We start from the raw sequence: 17338 nt of genomic DNA, 5'->3' as shown, positions 1-17338 counted from the left end.
AGGTTTTATGTTTTGATCTGCTATCTCTGGTTTATGGATATTTCGTTTCTATATGCTGTACCTAACGTCACAAAATGGGTTTGTATATCGTTCTGTGCTACCGACATGTTGTCCCTAACGGGATAAATTTTGTAATGTTTTTGAAAAGCTTATAGGTTTTATGTTTTGATCTGCTATCTCTGGTTTATGGATATTTCGTTTTTATATGCTGTACCTAACGGCACAATTTGGGTGTGGATATCATTTTGTGCTACCGATATGCTGTCTCTAGCGGGACAAATTTTGTAATGTTTATAAAGCTTTCGGATTTCCTGTTGCCTGGGTTTGTGTTATGTCCCTTTAGGGACTATAGATCGGTAAAAAACGTATGGCATAGGAGTGAGATGTCCCGTAGGGACTGTATATGGGTGAGCCTTCATAACTTAAAAGCAATCGTGAATCTAGAAAAAAAACAAACGCCTTTTAATGTGTGATATGATTTTTTTAGTCATACTTCCAATTTTATATGCTGTACCTAACGGCACAAAAAGGGTTTGTATATTGTTCTGTGCTACCGATATGTTGTCCCTAACGGGACAAATTTTGTAATGTTTTTGAAAAGCTTATAGGTTTTATGTTTTGATCTGCTATCTCTGGTTTATGGATATTTTGTTTTTATATGCTGTACCTAACGTCACAAAATGGGTCTGTATATCGTTCTGTGCTACCGATATGTTGTCCCTAGCGGGACAATTTTTTTAATATTTATGAAAGCTTTCGGATTTTGTCCTGACTTTGTTTTGGGTTATGTCCCGTCAGGGACTATAGATCGGTAAAAAACGTATGGCATAGGAGTTAGATGTCCCGTAGGGACTGTATATGGGTGAGCCTTCATAACTTAAAAGCAATCGTGAATCTAGAAAAAAACAAACGCCTTTTAATGTGTGATATGATTTTTTAGTCATACTTCCAATTTTATATGCTGTACCTAACGTCACAATTTGGGTGTGGATATCATTTTGTGCTACCGATATGCTGTTTCTAGCGGGACAATTTTATGATGTTTATGAAAGCTTTCGGATTTCCTGTTGCCAGGGTTTGAGTTATGTCCCTTTAGGGACTATAGATCGGTAAAAAACGTATGGCATAGGAGTGAGATGTCCCGTAGGGACTACATATGGGTGTCTTGTAAAGCGTTTAAGATGCTTATCCCAACTTTGAAACATCTTTAACTGAAAACCTCTATCGCCTTGGAGGTTTTAAGCTAATACATAACATAAAGAAATGTATCGCAGAGCATTAAGTTAAGACAGGCAAAATCAATAGAATTTTATATAAAAAGAGCGTTTTATTTTGCTTAATAGATGAATTTCAGTCTGTGAACATCAATATATTTTATCTTTGTGAAAAAATAGAAAATGGATACGAAAGTAAGAGTAAGATTTGCACCAAGTCCAACTGGCCCGTTGCACATCGGTGGCGTAAGAACGGCTTTATATAATTACTTATTTGCCAAAAAACACAATGGTGATTTTTTGCTAAGGATTGAAGATACAGACCAAAACAGATTTGTAGAAGGGGCTGAAGATTATATCAAAGAAAGCTTGAACTGGTGTAATATTCTTTACGATGAAGGCCCGGAAAAGCCTGGCGACTGCGGTCCTTACAAACAAAGTGAGCGCAAGGATATCTACGAAGAATACGTCGATAAACTTATCGATAACGGCCGTGCGTATTATGCTTTCGATACCGAAGAAGAACTTGACGCCAAGCGAAAAGAAGCCGAACAGCAAGGGACTAAGTTTAGTTACGGTCCAAAGAATAGGGGTTCGCTTAATAATTCTCTCAATCTATCTGCTGAAGAGCTCAAAGAAAAGTTATCTGAAAACGGAGGTTATGTGATTCGTTTTAAAACTGAAGCTCACAAAACTTTAGAACTTCACGATGAAATAAGAGGTTATATAGAAGTGGATACCGAAGTTTTGGATGATAAGATTTTGTTCAAAAGCGATGGCATGCCTACCTACCATTTAGCTAATATCGTGGATGACCACTTGATGAGAATCACACATGTGATACGAGGTGAAGAATGGTTGCCTTCTCTCCCGCTTCATGTCTCTTTATACGAGGCTTTTGGCTGGGAGGTTCCGAAATTCGCCCATCTCCCGTTAATTTTAAAACCCAGCGGCAAAGGAAAACTGAGTAAACGCGATGGCGATCAGCTTGGGTTTCCTGTGTTTCCTATAGAATGGAAAGACCCGGAAACAGGAAGCCTCTCGGCGGGTTACCGCGAGGAAGGCTATTTACCGGAAACCTTAACCAATATGCTGGCTCTCCTGGGCTGGAACGATGGTACCGACCAGGAATTTTTCTCTCTTGAGGAGATGGCTGAAAAGTTTGAGTTGACCCGGGTCCACAAATCCGGAGCTAAATTCGATCCGGAAAAAACCGAGTGGTTTCAGCACCATTATTTGCAGGAACGCCCTGTTGAAGAACTGGTGGATCAGTTTTTGCCTGTCCTCGCTCAAAAAGGAATTTATCCCGAAAAAGCCTATGTACATGAGGTCATCAAAACCATTAGAGAACGCGCGACATTCGTTTCAGAGTTTTGGGAATTGTCTTTTTTCTATTTTGAAGCTCCAACTGCATTTGAACCCAAATCAGCCAAGAAAGCCTGGAAAAAAGATTCCCAGGAATGGATGCGTGCTTTAATAGGAAAGCTGGAAGGTCTGGAAGACTTTACTAAAGACCATGTGCAGTCCGAAGTTAAAGACTGGATTAACACGCAAGACTTAGGCTTTGGCAAAATCATGCAACCCTTAAGGCTTTCACTTGTGGGAGCAATGAGAGGTCCAGATGTGTTTCATATTGCGTCTTCTATTGGTAAAAATGAAACCATTTCAAGATTGAATTTCGCCATTGAAAAATTATCGTAATTTTCTTAAATAATGATTAGATTACTAATGAATTAGTTTATTTTTATTTAAAATTTAAATAAAAAATTATGGGTTCATTTGTGAGTATTTTTATAGTGGTGATTGTCTTTTTCATCATTATAAGCGGAATTTTTACGGTAAAGCAGCAAACTGCAGCTATTGTAGAACGTTTTGGGAAGTTTCTGAGCATAAGAAATTCTGGATTACATTTTAAAATCCCTGTATTTGACAAGATTGCCGGTCGTATCAATTTGAAAATTCAGCAGCTGGATGTGAATGTGGAAACCAAGACCAAAGACGATGTGTTTGTGCATCTCAAAGTTTCGGTGCAGTACCAGGTGACACGAGCTAAAGTATATGATGCGTTTTATAAATTAGAAAGTCCAAGTGCACAGATCACTTCTTATGTTTTTGATGTGGTAAGAGCTGAAGTTCCTAAAATGAAACTGGACGATGTGTTTGAGCGTAAAGACGATATTGCCAATGCAGTGAAAACTGAATTGAACGATGCTATGTTAGATTACGGATACGACATCATAAGAACGCTTGTGACGGACATTGATCCGGATGAGAAGGTCAAAGACTCAATGAACAGAATTAACGCCTCTGAGCGAGAGAAAGTAGCTGCTGAGTTTGAAGGAGAAGCAGAGCGCATCAAGATTGTGGCGGTAGCCAGAGCAGAAGCCGAAAGCAAACGTTTACAGGGTCAGGGTATTGCCGATCAGAGAAGAGAAATCGCCCGGGGTCTGGAAGAAAGTGTTGAGGTATTAAACAATGTGGGAATCAATTCTCAGGAAGCTTCAGCCCTGATCGTGGTGACACAACATTACGATACCTTACAGTCTGTAGGGAGCCAGACCAATTCCAACTTGATTTTATTACCCAATGCCCCGGAAGCTGGCAGCAATATGCTGAATGATATGATTGCTTCTTTTACTGCCTCTAGCCAGATTGGTGAAGAGATGAAGAAGCAAAATGAACGTAAAGAACGCAGAGCTTTAGAAGACGGAAAACCCGGAAAGAAATAATTACAATAAAATTGAATAAATAAAAGCGGCTTAAAATTTAATTTCAAGCCGCTTTTTTATTTGTATTAAACAAATGGTTTATAAACCAAATTTACGTAGAATTTGAGTTCCTATTCTAGCATAAATTGCTTTTTGTCCAAAGAATGCAATTAATTCTGCTGCTACGTTCGAAAATGAAAGTGATCTTTTAATATAGGCTAAATCTATATTTGCTTTTTGCTTACTTATTTCAGCTTCAAGTTTTAAGATTTTCAAATCACCGTCGATTTCTTTTATAGAATTATACCTTTTCATAAATCTGAAGATTTTGTCAAATCTTGTTTTAACTCCTCGTCTAATTTATCACCAGAATTTAAAATCTTATTTAAAAATTTTAATACGGGCTTTTCTAAAAGTTTCTTACCAAGTAGATTAATTAATATAAGTAGAATGATATAAACTCCACCCACAATAAAAAAGCCATGAGAAACAGAACCTAACTGGTTCCCAATAAGGAATGATAAACCTATAGATAGAAAAAGCAGAATTAAAACTAATATTCCTGCTTTAATAATAAATTGACCTCCTGAAATTAAACTTAAAGCAGTTTTTTTGAGAAGGTCTAATTTATAATATTCTAAGGAATGATTTATCGCTTCTTTGGTATCTTGAGTAAAATTTTCAAAGTGATTTCCAATAGAATTCTTCATGAAGAAATTTAAAGTGATTTATTTCTTTTTTAATTCTTTCTGAAGTTCAGCATTTTTCTTTCTAAGAACCCCGAGTTCACCTTCAAGTTTGTTCAACATTTCATCTGCCTTGTTATTTACATTTGAAAAGGTTTTATCTAACTTTTCTTCAAGATTTTTTTTTGCTTCAGAAGCAAAATCTGACAAGTGAGTTGAGGTCTCTTTGTATTTTTTATTTAGATTGTCCTGAAGATGGTCAGCTTCGTCTCTCAATTGTTTTCTGGTTTTTTCACCACTTTGAGGAGCGTACAATAATCCTAAGCCTACACCAACTGCTGTTCCTGTCAACAATGCTAAAATTGTATTTCCTGTATTATTTGCCATTTTATTAATTTTTTTTTGTTTAACACAAATCTAAGGCTAATTTGATGTTTAAGCTGTTAAAACACGGTTAATAAATAAGTCAGAATGGATTAAATTCTAAAACTCTTTTCATTATTATTAATATTTTAAGAATCTAACCAGGTTTTAAAATCTATATCTTTTTGAATAATTGCCTTAACCTCTGTAATTGGAACACGCTTCTGCTCCATAGTATCTCTGTGGCGTATCGTGACACAATGGTCTTCTTTTGTATCATGGTCTACAGTAATACAGAAAGGGGTTCCTGCTGCATCTTGCCGTCTATAACGCCTTCCTACAGCATCTTTTTCATCATAAATCACATTGAAGTCCCATTGTAAATCTTTCAAAATTTCCTGTGCGATTTCTGGTAGCCCATCTTTTTTAAGCAAAGGAAAAACGGCTGCTTTTACTGGTGCTAGAACCGAAGGTATTTTAAGAACGGTTCTTGTCTTTCCATCTTCAAGTGTTTCTTCTTGTAGAGCACTTGAAAATACCGCTAAAAACATTCTATCCAGACCAATTGAGGTTTCAATCACATAAGGCACATAGTTTTTTCCTAATTCCGGATCATAAAACTGAAGTTTTTTTCCAGACAGATTTTCATGTGCTTTCAAATCGAAGTCTGTTCTGGAGTGAATGCCTTCCAGTTCTTTGAAACCAAAAGGGAAATTGAATTCGATATCTGTAGCAGCATTGGCATAATGCGCCATTTTCTCGTGGTCGTGAAATCTGTAATTTTCTTCGCCAAGGCCTAAAGATTGATGCCATTTGGTTCTGACTTCCTTCCAATGCTCAAACCATTTGAGTTCATCTCCCGGACGCACAAAATACTGCATTTCCATTTGTTCAAACTCACGCTGACGGAAAATAAATTGTCTGGCGACGATTTCATTTCTGAAGGCTTTTCCTATCTGGGCGATACCAAAAGGAATCTTCATACGCCCTGTTTTCTGGACATTGGAGAAATTCACAAAAATCCCCTGAGCGGTTTCTGGTCTCAGGTATAAATCTGAGGCAGACTCTGCAGAGGCGCCAAGCTTGGTGCCAAACATCAAGTTGAATTGCTTCACGTTGGTCCAGTCTCTGGAACCGCTTACAGGACAGGCGATTTCAAGTTCTTCGATAAGGGCTTTTACATCAGCAAGATCTTCATCGGTAAGAGATTTTGCCAAACGCGAAAGAATTTCTTTGGATTGTGCTCTGTATTTGACAACCCGTGGATGCGTAGTCACAAATTCCTGTTCATCAAATTTATCTCCAAAGCGTTTTTTAGCCTTAGCAATTTCCTTTTGAGCCTTTTGCTCAATTTTTTCGACGTAATCTTCTACCAGCACATCGGCTCGGTATCGTTTTTTGGAATCCTTGTTGTCAATCATAGGATCGTTGAACGCATCGACGTGTCCTGAAGCCTTCCAGGTATTGGGATGCATTAAGATAGCGGCATCTAAGCCTACAATCTCTTCGTGTAGTTGAACCATGCTCTTCCACCAATAGGCTTTGATGTTGTTTTTTAGCTCAACACCGTTTTGCCCGTAATCGTAAACTGCACTTAAGCCGTCATAGATTTCGCTGGATGAAAAAATATACCCATACTCTTTGGCGTGGGATATTACCTGTTTGAATTTGTCTTGTTCTTGTGCCATACCGCAAAAGTATAAAAACAAGGCTTTAATTGGAGATTTAGCTCGTAAATTATTGACCGAATGTAAGCTTAAGAATTGCTTTTCAGAATTATAGCTTAACAGTTTAATTTTTTACTAAATTTAATCAACTTTATTATTTACAAATGCTTCAGGATTTTAAAAATTTTCTGTTCCCTAAACTCTGCGCTTGCTGTGATGCCGTGTTGCTGAAAGATGAACTCCTCATCTGTACATTCTGCAGGAATGAACTTCCGCTCTACCCCAACTTTTTCGATGGCGACCACGATTTGCATAAAATTCTTTACGGCCGGGTTTTAGTAGACCAGGCGGCTAGCTTATTTTATTTTGAGAAAAAGGGCATTATTCAAAATTTGATTCATGACCTCAAATACAAAGGCAACGAAGACCTGAGCTTTCATCTGGGGGAGTGGTTAGGTGATATCCTGGAGGAGGAAGGCTGGCAAGATAAAACAGACATTGTCATACCCGTACCACTTCACAAACACCGCATGCGTGAACGGGGTTATAACCAAGTAGAAGGTTTTGGAAAAGCTATTGCTGAAAAACTTTCAGCCAGTTATAATGACACCCTTCTAAAGCGAATATCCAATTCCAAAACGCAGGTGTTTAAGAACAGGCTGGCCAGAACAGAAGTTGTTCAAAATCATTTCTATGTGGAAGGACAGTCAGATTTGAGGGACAAACAAATTTTACTGGTCGATGATTTAGTGACGACAGGGGCGACTTTAGAAGCCTGTAGTTTAGCATTAAAAGACGCTGGAGTTGACAGGCTCAACATCGCAACAATAGCGATAACCAAATAACGAAATCTATATTTTGTTGTTTCTTTGCATAAACTTATCTTCAGTCATGAGAATTCATTTTTTGCGATCCCTTTTTATTCTTGTTTTGGTACTTATCTCGTCGTCTTGTGCTCAACGAGGACGTCCAGACGGAGGTCCTAAAGACACAGAGCCACCTAAGTTTGTGAATTCTGATCCGGAAAACTACTCTACCAATTATAAAAAAGAAGAGATAATCATCAATTTTGATGAGTACTTAGTTTTGCAAGAACCTCGTCAACAGATTTTCTTTTCTCCACCCATAGAACCCAGACCGAACATTTATCCCTTAGGACCAGCAAGTCGATATATAAGGCTTGACATTCCAAGAGATTCATTGGACGATCACACCACTTATACAGTAAATTTTGGTAAAAGTATTAAGGATAATAATGAAGGAATCACACTTCCTTATTTTAAATATGTCTTTTCAACAGGAGATTATGTGGATTCGCTTCAGGTGGAAGGAAATGTTTTTGACGCTTACAATCGGCTTTCAGATGAAAACATTTCTGTGATGCTTTATGCTTTAGATTCTACTTATACAGACTCTGTGGTGTATAATCAATCTCCTCGTTATGTTTCGTATGTGAGGGATTCCACGTCCCTATTCAGCTTAGACAATTTAAAGCCTGGCAATTATAAAATGGTGGCGATTTCAGATAAAAACAACAATTACAAATTTGATCCGGCCCAGGATAAAATCGGTTTTGTAGAAGATACGGTGAAGATCCCAACCAATCAGCTTTTCGATATTCTTGTGTTTAAGGAAGAGTTAGATTTCGAGGCTTCTCGCCCAAAACAAATTTCCAAACAACATTTTGAATTTGGCTATCAGGGTCGATTAGAACAGTATAAAATCGACTTGATTTCAGAAACTACTGAACCTTTTCAGGCCAAATATTTCAAAGATGAAGAAACCGATACTTTGCATTACTGGTACAAACCTTATTTGGAAAAAGACAGTTTACTTTTTGCCTTTAGCAATCAGGGTAAAATGGACACGGTTGAAATTAGACCCAAACAAATCGAAGAGGATTCTTTAAAAATTTCAGAAGTAAAAATTAATAGAAATAAGCTTCTGGCCACTTTCAAACTGAAAGCCAACACACCAATTTCGAGTTTTGAAAAAGATTCTATCCGCATGATGACCCAGGATTCTATCCCAGTTGAATTTGACTTAAAGATGGATACACTCTACAACCATTTGGTATTTGAGTTTGATAAAAAAGAAAAAACCTCTTATCAAATCGATCTATTGCCGGGTGCAATCACCGATTTTTTTGATGCTAAAACCGATAGTTTAAATTTCAAGTACACAACCAGACCATTAGCCGATTTTGGAAATCTGGCTTTAACGATTAATAATGTTGACGACTATCCCATTATAGTTGAGCTTCTTGACGAACAAGGAAAGGTTGAATCGTCAGTGTATGAAACCGAAAAATCTACTGTTTTCTTTGAGTTAATAAATCCAGGATACTATTATGTCAGGTTGATTTATGACCTCAATGCCAACGGGAGGTGGGATACAGGCGATTTCCTGAAAGGCATAAAACCAGAACCTGTTCTCTATGAGAATCAGCCTGTGGAAATAAGAGCTAACTGGGACGATGTATTGACGATTAGCCTATACTAAACGGGTCCTTGTCTCTTAAAAACCCTAATTTGTCTCTTAGCTGATTAAGGTGAGTTTTTTCAAGGGTAACGGTTTGTACGGCTTCTTCTTCGGGGTCGTGCTCGCTTAGAGATTTGCCAAGCGCGTCATAAGCTGCAGAATGACCAACATAAGGGAAATTATTACCATCAGTGCCAATGATGTTGAGTCCAATGCAGTAACTCATGTTTTCAACAGCTCTGGCCTGCAATAAAATATCCCAGGCAGAAACGCGCTTTTCTGGCCAGTTGGCGACATAGATCAACACCTCATAATCATCCCTATTTCTCGCCCAAACCGGAAAACGAAGGTCGTAACACACCTGTAAGCATAGTTTCCAGCCTTTATACTCCACAACACATCTTTCGTTACCAGGCGTGTAGGTTTCATGTTCTTTGGCTAAAGTGAACAGGTGTTTTTTGTCGTATTTGGATACTTTTCCATCGGGTTCTACAAAAAACATCCTGTTGAAATAGTTTCCATGTTCTTTTACCATGGCACTACCGGTGAGGGCCACTTGAAACTTTTTAGACTGAGTTTTCATCCATCCTAAAACCGCTTCTACTTCTTCAGCATTAGCTTTAGCATTCATAGAAAAACCAGTGGTAAACATCTCCGGAAGAATGATCAAATCTGTATCTGACGGGCATTCTGAAAGTTTTTTTTCAAAATGGGCCTTGTTGGCTTTGGGATGTTCCCAGGTCAGTTCGGTTTGTATGTAGGTTATTTTTAGGGTTTCGCTCATAGCACTAAATTAAAAACTTAAAACTAATTTAATAATTCCGATCATCTTTTCTTTGTCTGTAGGATCGGATTCAGCAATTAAAAGTGGTTTTGTCTGTTAAGAAACTTCATATCGGTAACTTAAAGACTATCCGCACCAGCCTGTATCTTAAGGCACAGGCTATGTATAATCAACTTAGAGTTATGGATTACCCAAAGCAACATTCAAAACATATGGTGTACCTAACGGCACGCTGACTTGAGTTCCGCTTTAAGTTTTACCAATCTCTAGTCCCTAACGGGATAGATTAATGTTTTCGGTTTTGAGTAAGTTGATAAAACTTAGAAGTTGAATTGTCGATATACTTCTCTTGAATTAACTATCAAACACTGATTAAGAGCTTTTACTTCATCTGCTTTATGGGTAGAGTTGTCTGTTTAGAGACCTCATATCGGTAACGAAAAGACTACACGTACGACTTTGTGCCGTTAGGCACAGGCTATGTATAATCAACTTAGAGTTATGGATTACCCAAAACAATATTCAAAACATATGGCGTACCTAAAGGCACGCTGGTTCAGTTGACGCGTTAGCTTTTACCAATCTATAGTCCCTAACGGGACAGGTTACATACTTTGTTAAAGAACAAGAATTATAGATTTAAAATTGAGTTTAGCTATATAGCTTTAAGGCTTTACATCATAACCTTTTTTTAAAACCTTATGTTGGAATTGTCTCGTTAGAGACCTTATATCGGTAACTTGAAACCGCCCTTTTGACATCTTGTGCCGTTAGGTACAGGATATGAATAGTGAAGACCTGTCTAAAACATATGGTGTACCTATGGGAACGCTGACTTGGGTTCTGTTTTAAGTTTTACCAATCTATAGTCCCTAGCGGGACAGGTTGAATCACAACTGTTTTGAGTGATTTTGTGAATTTTAGGACTCGGATTGATGTACCAATTTTAAATTGGTGAATCGAACTTTTATTAGAAGTGTCTTGTTTCTTTGTTTTTGGTAGAATTGTCTCGTTAGAGACTTCATATGGTAACTACAAGACTACACGTACGACCTTGTGCCGTTAGGTACAAAATATGTTATATTACTTGTATTTTGCTCTTGGTGAGATAGATCCAATATCTACTCAATAGGTTTTTGTCATATCTTCATCCACAGCGATAATGAAATTTGCTTTGTTGAGGTGTTCTTCGCATAAACTATTCAATTCATTTTGTTCTACGGTGGAGATGGTAAGAATATTCACATCGGGGTTGTAGGTTTTCAAATACCAGTAAATCCCTTCAAAATCATTGGAATGGTAACTGCCATTCAGGTGAAAAAACACCTGATTGGGTTTTAAGTTTTTCAAAATAAAATGTGCCATCGTCGCATCTTTTATGGCCTGGGCTTTCACGAGGTCTTCGCCACCATGACCGCCCATCATCTTCAGCATGTTCTGGTAAGAATTCAATTCACTATCAAACGGAATGGGCAAAGGAGCCATAAGTTTATATTCATTTTGGGAAAGCGAATCTAAAGCCGAAAAACCTCCGTTTTTATAAATTTTTGTAGCATATGGTCGAGGGATATTGGTGGCTATAAAGGGTGTTGAGGTCGATTTTGCAAAGTCCACAATTGGCTTATAATCGGTGTTATAATTCGTCCATACTCTTGCTTTTTTTCTGAAATCGCTTTCTGCCAGACTATCGCTGAGATAACGATCGAGTACCTCCTGGGTGTCGGTTTCGAACATTTCTGCTCCCAGAATAAGATTGATGTTGTTTTTTTTCAAGTCAGAAGCCAGTTCAAACTGAAGCCAGTGCGAAATCGGATTGTTGTGAAATTCACCAAACAACACCACATCCGTTTTGGAAATGCTATCCAGAATACGTTGATACGTGAGGGGTTCCCCGGCCTGGCTAAAGAGTGCAAAGGCTTTTTTCTCCTGTGCAAAGCCTTTCGCAAAGCTGAACATGAGCAAAAGCATTAAACCTATGTTGAAATTTTTGGTCATAGTGTTATCATCAAGGTTTAAAGTTAGTAAGATTTCGACTCTTAGCTTTCTGCGAAAACCTATTATATTTGAATAATTCTCAAAACAAAATACCCCATGACTCTATCTTTACGAATTCTTAGTGTTGCGTTTCTGGCAAGCCTTAGTGGATTTGCACAATCCGACATGTCTGTCCAAAAAATCATGCAAGACCCCAACTGGATGGGCACATTTCCTTCTGATGTAGCCTGGAACGAACAGTCCAATGTGATTTACTTTGACTACAATCCAGAGCAAAATGTCTCCGATTCCCTGTATAAAATCAGTTTAAAAAACACGTCTGAAATTCAAAAAGTCAGTCTGGATGAAATCAAAACAAGAGTGTCTTCCAGCGGCGATTATAACGACAAGCGCACGGCAAAGCTTTTTGTCAAATCAGGCGATTTATACCGCTATGACATCAGGAAAAATCAGACCCATCTGGTCTTGGATTTAGGGGAACGCATCAGCAGTCCAAAGTTCATCACCGATTCTGAATATGCCTTTATCGCGAATAACAATCTCTATGTTTATAATGTAGAGCTGGGACAAATTCAGAAGAAAACCAACATACAGTCCGGAAGTTCCAGGGACAAAGACTCCAAGACATCTGAAAAAAACCAATGGCTGGAAGAGGAGAATTTAAGCCTTTTGGAAGAAGTCAGAGTTCAAAAAGAAAACCGGGAGTTACGAGAAAAAAACAAGGCCTTACTAGAGGAAGAGGAATACACGTTTTACTTAGACAAGCAGAGAGCATTCAACTTCAGCATAAGCGAAACGGGTGAGTTCCTGACCTTCCAGACGTATACACCGGAGTCTGGAGATAATACGGGAGTACCCGATTATATCGATGCATCTGGCTACACCGAAATGCTGAATGCCAGGAGCAAAGTCGGTGATCAAACGACTCAGAGAAACTTGTATCTGTATCATATCCAAAAGGACACCGTTTTTAAAGTAGATGTGTCTAATCTTCCAGGCATCACAGATTTGCCAGAATACACCGAAAACTATCCGGATAGAGAATGGGAAGAAAAGGAAAGAGCGGTGAGCTTTTCGGATGTGAAATTTTCATCTGAAGATCAGCATGCAGTCGTATCCATAAGAGCACAGGACAACAAAGACCGATGGATTGCTCTTCTGAACCTGGATACAGGAGGTCTGAAAACTCTAGACAGGCAACATGATGAGGCCTGGATTGCAGGACCAGGCATAGGCAGATATTACGGTGGCGGAACTTTAGGCTGGCTGGAAGACGATAAGCATGTGTACTATCAGTCGGAAGCGACTGGCTACTCTCACCTATATCTGCATGATGTGGAAAATAACACTCAAAAGCAACTGACTAAAGGCGATTACGAAGTCTTTAGTCCGCAATTATCCAACGACAAAACCTCTTGGTTCTTCACTTCTTCTGAAGTGCATCCGGGCGAACGTCATTTCTACAAAATGCCGGTTATGGGAGGAAAAGCAACGCAGTTGACGTCTATGGAAGGTAAAAACAGCGTGATCTTGTCTCCGGATGAAAAGCAAATGGCAATCGTATTTTCCAATTCGAATACGCCAGAAGAATTATACTTAAAGAAAACTAAAGCCAATGCCACTCCAAAACAGTTAACAAGCGGACAGTCAGACGAATTTAGCGCCTACAACTGGAGAACGCCCGAACTCATTCAGTTTGAAGCTGAAGACGGTGCCCAACCTTATGCGAGGCTTTACAAACCTGAAGAAAGTGTAGACAACAACGCTGCCGTCATTTTTGTACACGGTGCGGGTTATTTGCAAAATGCTCACAAATGGTGGTCGAGTTACTTTAGAGAATACATGTTTCATAATTTGTTAACCGATTTGGGTTATACCGTTTTGGACATCGATTATAGAGGAAGTGCCGGGTATGGTAGAGACTGGCGAACAGGAATCTACCGACATATGGGCGGTAAAGACTTATCCGATCAAGTGGATGGTGCTGAATATCTCGTCGAAAATCACGGCGTCAATCCAGATAAAATAGGCATCTACGGCGGTAGTTATGGCGGATTTATCACCTTGATGGCGATGTTCAATGAGCCGGATACCTTTGCTGCAGGAGCAGCCTTACGCTCGGTGACCGACTGGGCGCACTACAACCATGGCTATACGTCAAACATATTAAACGAACCTCACCTCGACCCAGAAGCCTATAGAAAATCGTCACCTATTTACTTCGCAGAAGGTTTAGAAGGGCATTTGCTCATCGCTCATGGAATCGTCGATACCAATGTGCATTTTCAGGATGTGGTGCGGCTTTCTCAACGCTTGATCGAGCTGGAAAAAGAGGACTGGGAACTGGCGGTATATCCAGTCGAAGGGCATGGTTTTACCCAGCCCAGCAGCTGGACGGATGAGTACAGACGGATTTTAGAGCTTTTTGAAAGAACGATTGGGAGATAGAGATAATAGACATCAGACATTAGATATTAGACAAGGCAAAGGAAACAGGATAACACAAACCTCACAAATCATATGGCGTACCTACGGCACGCTGGCTTGGTTAACGCTATAGATTTTACCTATAAATAGTCCCTAGCGGGACAGGTTGGAAGTTTTTTTTAGCCCAAGGTTTAGAGTTTTTATTAGGCTTGGTGTTATCTGTTTTGGTGAGCTCCTTCATTATTAACAAAAACACCCATTGCCTTCGGCATTTCCTTCAAGGGAAGACGGGAGTTGGATGTAATGAAAGTAAGAAATTTATAAAAAGGCTTGACGTTAGCTAGATTAACCTTAATTAATCTGGGAATTGTCCTGTCAGGGACTTTATATAGTTGGCTTTTGTTTTTAGCTATAGATAGTCTTATTTTGGGCATTAAAACAGATTTTTAAGTGAATGCAAAGCTAGGATGACATTTTTCTCAGTCTATGGTGTTGCCTTTTCTTCCCTCTGAAAAAACTTTTATTGTTTTCCCGATTAATTTTTCAAGGAGATCCGCTTTGCGCAGAGTTCCCCAGATTTCAAGCTCAGGGTCTGCCTGTGTCGTGATACGCAGGTGGACGGTTTCCTCTTTATGCTCGATTTCCAGTTTTTGCACATTTTGATAATGACTCCTATCCAAACCATCAGCAATCCTTAGGATTGCAGACAATTTTTTAACTCGTTTTCGGTTGGCTTTGTTTAATTTTCTATACCGCTTATGGCGTTTATGCGGTGCAGATTTTCTATGATACCGGGCTACATTGGCCATTATATTGATTTCATCCTCTTTAAACCCTAGCAAATCTGAATAGCGTATCAAATAAAGCGCATGCTTATGGTGCTTTCGATAGGAGATATAATAACCGATATCATGCAGTAAAGCCGCAAATTCCAGTAACTCCCTATCCTTTTCTTTTAACTTTAATTCCAGCTTAAATTCATCAAAAAGTTGAAGCGCAAAATTAGCAACATGCTGGGAATGTGCCTCCGCCCAGTTGCATTTACGAAGTAATTCAAAAACACTTCGTCGGCGCGGGTCTTTGAAATTGGCGACGAGGTCCAGGTTAAGCTGTTCTTTTTTGTTAGTGATAAAATTCATGATCATCCCTTCTCTGAGGGCTGCTTCTGATATTTTAATCGTTTCAAGTTTAAGCTCATCCACAAGAAACTTCACTAAAACCATCCCAGGATTAATGATATCAACTCTTTTCTCTTCTAAGCCTTTTTTATCAAGTCGTTGCTTTTTATCCAGTTTGATAAAGTTGGCGTATAAGTCTTTAAAATCAAGGCTGCTAAATTCAAGTTCATTTAGACTCATCTTGGTTGGAAGAGAGTTTTTATGGGCTACCATTTCAGCTATATTTTCCATAGTTCCAGAAGAGCCAATGATGGTTTTTACATGATGTTCTTTGGCCAGTTTTAGGACTTCGGCAAGTTCATCTCTATAGTGCTTTTGTAAGTGATCAATATCTTTGTCTTCAATTGGGTCTGAATTCACAAAGGCAGCAGCCATACGAGCTACCCCCAGTTTTAAACTATTATGATAGATAAACTTCTGATGATTGCCAATGATAAATTCAACACTTCCACCGCCGATATCGGCCATAAGCACCATTTCATCTTTTAAATCAATACTGTATCTAATGGCTATACCGATCAATTCGGCCTCTATTTTTCCAGAAATAGCCCGAATCCTAATCCCTGTTTCTTTTTCAGCCTCTTTAATAAAATCACCTCCATTTTCAGCTTCCCGAATAGCACTGGTGGCATAGGCAAGAATAGTTTCGACATGATGGCTGTCGCACAAAAACTTTATTCTTTTAAGCGCTTCTAATCCACGATCCATAGCGTCACGGCTCAACCTGTCTTCCAGTCCCTTTTCAGCGAGGATAACCATTTCTTTAAGCTTATTTACTGTGCGGAAACTACCATCGGGATAAATGTCTACCAGAACGGCATGAAAAGAGTTGGTACCCAGGTCTATGGCGGCTATGCGCTTGGTTGCCTCAGAATTAGAAGAATTGTCGCTCATCTTTTAAATTTTAGAAAAGTTAATTGCTAGAATTCTAAGATAAGTAATTTTTTAAACGAGTATTGAGAATTTGAAGTTTCAGAAACGACTTACTTAATCTTTGGTTTATGATATAGACAGATAATTGCAAATAGTTTTGAAAAAAATATTCCTTTTTGGTAATAAATATTTCATTGAAAATATAAATTCAGTTGTTAATCTTATAGACTATCCATAACATCCGTTTTCCTCCATGCTAACTAAACCATAAGAAACAATTCCTGCTTTAAGTTAGTTTTTTCTATTCTCATAAAAATAAATTCCTATGTTTACTAGGATTAAATAAATTATGGCAATTTTGGTACCGATTATAAAAAATATAGGTATTGTTGGTAATATAAAAATTAATCTTCTTTCTATCTTCTTCATTATATAAAAGTTATCACCACCCTTCTGTTCCTGCAGCTGTTTCACCATCACATTCCATTAAAAAAATGCAAGTAAGTCCTATTGCAACAGACCGGACAACTGGAGCAAAAAAGCCAGCAGCATTAGCAATTGTACCATACGCTACATCGTTAAAACAAGGACCACTACCTTTTACGCTCTCCATCTGAGTTAATTCTACATTTTATAAACATAAGATTTTAGTTAAAGCCAAGCAAGTGCCGAGTAGAACAAGAGCATCCTCGAAAACCTATGTAAATTGAAAATTTCCTGGTTTGCGGGATTTAAAATTGGGCTTGGTGTTACAGCGTTATAGATTAACACCCTTTGCCTATCGGCATTTCCCTCGTATGTTTGATTTCATATAAATATAGATTTATAAATTTAAAGAATCAATTATAAAGGGTCTCAATAAGAGTATGGTTCTTCCCTTGATAACAATTACGTATATCGCCCTTGAGATAATCACCTTATTGAGAGTCCTTCTTGAATCTGAACAGTATCGTAAGAATTGA

The 17338-nt window shown here is 38.4% G+C and carries 12 protein-coding genes; 5 read left to right on the top strand and 7 right to left on the bottom strand.

All coding sequences use genetic code 11. From position 1 onward, the window contains the following. Positions 1-1397: 1397 nt before the first annotated feature. Both gltX and LB450_RS02285 read left to right on the top strand, forming a co-directional pair. Positions 1398-2915 carry a glutamate--tRNA ligase gene (gltX, locus tag LB450_RS02290; protein ID WP_224486238.1) on the top strand — a complete coding sequence of 506 codons (1518 nt, stop codon included), beginning with the start codon at positions 1398-1400 and terminating at the stop codon, positions 2913-2915. Positions 2916-2983: 68 nt separating this feature from the next. Then, positions 2984-3943, top strand: a complete 960-nt coding sequence (locus tag LB450_RS02285) for an SPFH domain-containing protein (protein ID WP_224486237.1) — start codon at positions 2984-2986, stop codon at positions 3941-3943. A 78-nt stretch (positions 3944-4021) separates the two neighbouring features. On the opposite strand, the gene LB450_RS02280 is transcribed toward LB450_RS02285, so the two are convergent. The 4 genes from LB450_RS02280 to LB450_RS02265 form a co-directional block, all read right to left on the bottom strand. Beyond that, entirely contained in the window at positions 4022-4237 is a 216-nt protein-coding gene (locus tag LB450_RS02280; protein ID WP_224486236.1) for a DUF6327 family protein, read from the bottom strand. Further along, a complete protein-coding gene (locus LB450_RS02275; protein ID WP_224486235.1) occupies positions 4234-4632 on the bottom strand; it encodes a phage holin family protein in 399 nt (132 codons plus the stop codon). Before LB450_RS02275 ends, LB450_RS02280 begins: the two co-directional genes overlap by 4 nt. A gap of 18 nt (positions 4633-4650) precedes the next feature. Next, a complete protein-coding gene (locus tag LB450_RS02270) occupies positions 4651-4995 on the bottom strand; it encodes a YtxH domain-containing protein (protein ID WP_224486234.1) in 345 nt (114 codons plus the stop codon). 125 nt (positions 4996-5120) lie between these two features. Then, a complete protein-coding gene (locus tag LB450_RS02265; RefSeq protein ID WP_224486233.1) occupies positions 5121-6659 on the bottom strand; it encodes a glycine--tRNA ligase in 1539 nt (512 codons plus the stop codon). Positions 6660-6802: 143 nt separating this feature from the next. Here LB450_RS02265 and LB450_RS02260 point away from each other — a divergent pair, with 143 nt between their 5' ends. Both LB450_RS02260 and LB450_RS02255 read left to right on the top strand, forming a co-directional pair. Then, positions 6803-7483, top strand: a complete 681-nt coding sequence (locus LB450_RS02260) for a ComF family protein (protein ID WP_224486232.1) — start codon at positions 6803-6805, stop codon at positions 7481-7483. A gap of 46 nt (positions 7484-7529) precedes the next feature. After that, a complete protein-coding gene (locus LB450_RS02255; protein WP_224486231.1) occupies positions 7530-9140 on the top strand; it encodes an Ig-like domain-containing protein in 1611 nt (536 codons plus the stop codon). Here LB450_RS02255 and LB450_RS02250 read toward each other — a convergent pair. Both LB450_RS02250 and LB450_RS02245 read right to left on the bottom strand, forming a co-directional pair. Then, a complete protein-coding gene (locus LB450_RS02250) occupies positions 9127-9903 on the bottom strand; it encodes an amidohydrolase (protein WP_224486230.1) in 777 nt (258 codons plus the stop codon). The genes LB450_RS02255 and LB450_RS02250 overlap by 14 nt on opposite strands. A gap of 1125 nt (positions 9904-11028) precedes the next feature. Continuing rightward, the gene (locus tag LB450_RS02245; protein WP_224486229.1) at positions 11029-11898 is read right to left on the bottom strand and encodes a ChaN family lipoprotein; all 870 of its coding nucleotides are present in this window, start codon (positions 11896-11898) and stop codon (positions 11029-11031) included. A gap of 96 nt (positions 11899-11994) precedes the next feature. Here LB450_RS02245 and LB450_RS02240 point away from each other — a divergent pair, with 96 nt between their 5' ends. Continuing rightward, complete coding sequence (locus tag LB450_RS02240) at positions 11995-14346, top strand: S9 family peptidase (RefSeq protein WP_224486228.1); 2352 nt, start codon at positions 11995-11997, stop codon at positions 14344-14346. A 458-nt stretch (positions 14347-14804) separates the two neighbouring features. Here LB450_RS02240 and LB450_RS02235 read toward each other — a convergent pair whose 3' ends face one another. Beyond that, positions 14805-16397: a Ppx/GppA phosphatase family protein gene (locus LB450_RS02235; RefSeq protein WP_224486227.1), complete on the bottom strand. Its 1593-nt coding sequence runs from the start codon at positions 16395-16397 to the stop codon at positions 14805-14807. Positions 16398-17338 lie beyond the last annotated feature (941 nt).

Source organism: Psychroflexus curvus, assembly GCF_020164585.1.
GTDB classification, from domain to species: Bacteria; Bacteroidota; Bacteroidia; order Flavobacteriales; family Flavobacteriaceae; genus Psychroflexus; species Psychroflexus curvus.
This window is presented reverse-complemented; position numbering and strand designations above follow the sequence as displayed.

Bases quoted from the DNA above. Each gene is read 5' to 3' on its own strand.
- LB450_RS02260 (WP_224486232.1), top strand. From the start codon at position 6,803: ATGCTTCAGGATTTTAAAAATTTTCTGTTCCCTAAACTCTGCGCTTGC.
- LB450_RS02255 (WP_224486231.1), top strand. From the start codon at position 7,530: ATGAGAATTCATTTTTTGCGATCCCTTTTTATTCTTGTTTTGGTACTT.
- LB450_RS02270 (WP_224486234.1), bottom strand. From the start codon at position 4,995: ATGGCAAATAATACAGGAAATACAATTTTAGCATTGTTGACAGGAACA.
- LB450_RS02245 (WP_224486229.1), bottom strand. From the start codon at position 11,898: ATGACCAAAAATTTCAACATAGGTTTAATGCTTTTGCTCATGTTCAGC.
- LB450_RS02285 (WP_224486237.1), top strand. From the start codon at position 2,984: ATGGGTTCATTTGTGAGTATTTTTATAGTGGTGATTGTCTTTTTCATC.
- LB450_RS02250 (WP_224486230.1), bottom strand. From the start codon at position 9,903: ATGAGCGAAACCCTAAAAATAACCTACATACAAACCGAACTGACCTGG.
- LB450_RS02240 (WP_224486228.1), top strand. From the start codon at position 11,995: ATGACTCTATCTTTACGAATTCTTAGTGTTGCGTTTCTGGCAAGCCTT.
- LB450_RS02235 (WP_224486227.1), bottom strand. From the start codon at position 16,397: ATGAGCGACAATTCTTCTAATTCTGAGGCAACCAAGCGCATAGCCGCC.
- gltX (WP_224486238.1), top strand. From the start codon at position 1,398: ATGGATACGAAAGTAAGAGTAAGATTTGCACCAAGTCCAACTGGCCCG.
- LB450_RS02265 (WP_224486233.1), bottom strand. From the start codon at position 6,659: ATGGCACAAGAACAAGACAAATTCAAACAGGTAATATCCCACGCCAAA.
- LB450_RS02275 (WP_224486235.1), bottom strand. From the start codon at position 4,632: ATGAAGAATTCTATTGGAAATCACTTTGAAAATTTTACTCAAGATACC.
- LB450_RS02280 (WP_224486236.1), bottom strand. From the start codon at position 4,237: ATGAAAAGGTATAATTCTATAAAAGAAATCGACGGTGATTTGAAAATC.